This window comes from Lysobacter oryzae DSM 21044 (genome assembly GCF_059568595.1).
Genome location: NZ_JCANTQ010000003.1, coordinates 1 through 2632, shown reverse-complemented (window position 1 = coordinate 2632; position 2632 = coordinate 1). Strand labels below are relative to the sequence as shown.

Annotated in this window: 4 protein-coding genes; all 4 read left to right on the top strand. The window is 60.0% G+C overall.

The features are described from left to right. Positions 1 to 263 precede the first annotated feature (263 nt). The 4 genes from BP05_RS00095 to BP05_RS00080 all read left to right on the top strand — a co-directional run bounded on the left by BP05_RS00095 (position 264) and on the right by BP05_RS00080 (position 2459). On the top strand, positions 264 to 587 hold the full coding sequence (locus BP05_RS00095; RefSeq protein ID WP_496359234.1) for a hypothetical protein: 324 nt from the start codon (positions 264 to 266) through the stop codon (positions 585 to 587). A gap of 666 nt (positions 588 to 1253) precedes the next feature. Then, positions 1254 to 1655 (top strand): hypothetical protein, encoded by a 402-nt coding sequence (locus BP05_RS00090; RefSeq protein ID WP_496359232.1) that lies wholly within the window; start codon positions 1254 to 1256, stop codon positions 1653 to 1655. Positions 1656 to 1680: 25 nt separating this feature from the next. Then, the gene (locus tag BP05_RS00085) at positions 1681 to 1989 is read left to right on the top strand and encodes a DUF3601 domain-containing protein (RefSeq protein WP_496359230.1); all 309 of its coding nucleotides are present in this window, start codon (positions 1681 to 1683) and stop codon (positions 1987 to 1989) included. Positions 1990 to 2048: 59 nt separating this feature from the next. Beyond that, positions 2049 to 2459, top strand: a complete 411-nt coding sequence (locus BP05_RS00080; protein WP_496359228.1) for a DUF6188 family protein — start codon at positions 2049 to 2051, stop codon at positions 2457 to 2459. Positions 2460 to 2632: the final 173 nt, after the last annotated feature.

Genomic DNA, 2632 nt, shown 5'->3' with positions numbered 1-2632 from the left:
TCCTTGGGCCGCGCCCGAACGCTCAATCGGCAGCAGTCGCCCATGCGGTGTCGCTCCAGCCAGCACTTCATAGCGGCACTTCCGTATGGCGCCCGGGCCTTTCGGCTTTCGGCCGGCACAGGCAGCTCCGGCAAACAGGGCTTCCGTGCGCTCCCGCGCCCGAATCGCCCCGGCGATCTGATACCTTGCGGCCTAACAATTCATTCAACCCGAACACCAATCGCTACGCGCTTGGTGTCGGGTTAATTCAAGCGTTAGGGCCCATGCCAAAGATCATCGCCGGCCCAACTATTGCTCTCCCGATCGCTTCGCTCACCTTAGCTGCGGCGGCTGGAGCATGGCTCGGGTTTAGCTCCTGCGGCGGCTACATCTGGTACGCCTATCTTGGCTATGCAGTTCTCGCGCTGGCGGCACTGACGGTCTTCCTCGGTTCCGCTAGCCTCACAAAGCGAGCAGGGCTAGCCATCCTGGTTGTCGCCGTTTTTCTCATAGCGCGGGGCGTCGGCTTTGCTGCCTACTTCGGTGCGGTCAGCCCCACCGAGTACCTGCGGCAGTTAGGTTCCACTTTCAGCTCGGGGCTTTGCTGATGGGCCCTAACAATTCATTCAAGCCGAAGCCGCTTCGCGGCTCGGCTTAATTCAGGCGTTAGGCCGCTCCTGCACGTCTACTTCTTGCGCCAACAGCTAGCGCGGTCGGCGGCGTTCAAGCCCTGGAATCGACAGCACATCGCGCCTGCGGGCTTCCGCCTCTGGATTGCCAGGACTTTGGCTGGCATCCTCGCCCCGGGGCCGCTTCTTTCGAATTTCCTCGCCAGTTTCGGCCTAACAATTCGTTCAAGCCGAACCCGCTTCGCGGCTTCGTCTTGAACTCACTACTAGCTCGACTCTCCGCGGCTCACGGTTCTTCCCGCAGCGGGTCGGCTTAACTCAGGCGTTATGCGCGGTGGCAAGAGAAGCTTGATTGCGGTCTCGCAAACCCGAGTGCGCCGCCAATAGCAACAGCCCGCGTCGGCAAATCAAAGGCCGCGCCGCCGCCTCGACGGGATGTTTCGTACTTCGGTGGCGGCGCCCTCACCGTCGGCCGGCCGAGCTCGCCCGATCCCTCTCCTGGCTCCAGGCAGTGATTCCCGTGCACCGATTTTCCTGGGCTAAGATCGCTTCAGCAGCCGTACTTCACCGGCTCTCGGGGCTGCATAACAATTCATCCAAGCCGAAGCCGCTTCGCGGCTCGGCTTAATTCAGGCGTTAGGCCCCATGACCAAGACTTACGACGACGTGTTGGCAGCCTTTCGCGACGGCACTGTTATATCTGCGCCCAAATCGGAGTTAGAACAACTGCTACTCGCCGTTGCACGCGCCCGAGTTCTCGATCCAATTAACCAGGCTACTGCCTCCCAAATGGGCGAGACCATGCGGCAGCTACTAGCCGTGCGGCAAAGTGCCGAAATGCACGGGGAGGCCATTCGCATCTCCAAGCTCGCGCTTTGGGTGTCGGCGTTGGCGCTAGTAGCTTCTCTCTTGCAACTCCTGGTCGCCGCCTGGCAAGCCCCACCTCAATCCGCGCCAGCACCAGTGCATCAAGAGTCAGCACCCGCTGGTCCCAGCAAGGGGCCTAACAATTCGTCCAAGCCGAAGCCGCTTCGCGGCTCGGCTTAACTCAGGCGTTAGATTGCTAAGACACATGTACGGACCTGAAAAATTAGGCTTTTGGAGCGGCGCTAAAGCTCCCAACTGCGGCCCCAAGCATCAATTCCTGACGGCTGGCCTGCGATATCGGGTGATAAAAGAATTCATAGACCACGATCGTCACATCCATCCGGCTGGAGAGGAGTGGCTATTCCTTGGCTACTCATTCCTTCCTTACGATGATGGACTCTCTTGGTTCGTGTCGTTTGACGGCACACAGGAGTGGCATATCCCCATGCAATGGACTGATGACGAGCAAGGGAAAATAATTGATGCGCTTGAGAGTTTCGTGCAAGCAATCTAACAATTCATTCAAGCCGAAGCCGCTTCGCGGCTCGGCTTAATTCAGGCGTTAGGCAGCTCATGGAAGATTCTTGGACTTCCCAACTCATCGGCCGGACAGTCGACGCCATCGAGCAATGGGAGGGCTGTCCTTGCGTCGTGACGTTGGCTGGCGGCTATCGCGTGCAAATTGAGTCGCTGTGGCGCCTGCTCTCATCAGGCACGCTGGCGCTAACCAGCCGAGACGAGGGCCAGCTCTTTGGTCGCAACAGGCCGGTGCACGCCATTCCGGAGCTCTCCAGCGCGCTGCTCGGCCACACCCTTACTGCCGTCCAAGTAGCGCCAGGAACGGCTGACCTCACTCTCCAATTTGGTGGGTATGCCCTTCAAGCAGTCGCAGATTCAAGTGGCTATGAGGCTTGGCAGATCGAGGGCCCGACGGGCACAGTGGCAGTCGGTCAAGGCGGCGGCAATGTGGCCGTTTGGGGCTGAGCTGCCTAACAATTCATTCAAGCCGAAGCCGCTTCGCGGCTCGGCTTAATTCAGGCGTTAGGCCGCGTAAGAGCAAGAGCGCCGCTGGTCTTTCGCGATGGCTTTAGCATCGTTCTCCGGCTCTTCCCTGCCCTTGCCCGCAACCGCGCTCGAGGCAGGTCGCGGCAGCCACC

What these genes read in the sequence shown, in the direction of transcription:
- BP05_RS00080 (WP_496359228.1), top strand. Translation starts at nt 2,049, where the DNA reads ATGGAAGATTCTTGGACTTCCCAACTCATCGGCCGGACAGTCGACGCC.
- BP05_RS00090 (WP_496359232.1), top strand. Translation starts at nt 1,254, where the DNA reads ATGACCAAGACTTACGACGACGTGTTGGCAGCCTTTCGCGACGGCACT.
- BP05_RS00095 (WP_496359234.1), top strand. Translation starts at nt 264, where the DNA reads ATGCCAAAGATCATCGCCGGCCCAACTATTGCTCTCCCGATCGCTTCG.
- BP05_RS00085 (WP_496359230.1), top strand. Translation starts at nt 1,681, where the DNA reads ATGTACGGACCTGAAAAATTAGGCTTTTGGAGCGGCGCTAAAGCTCCC.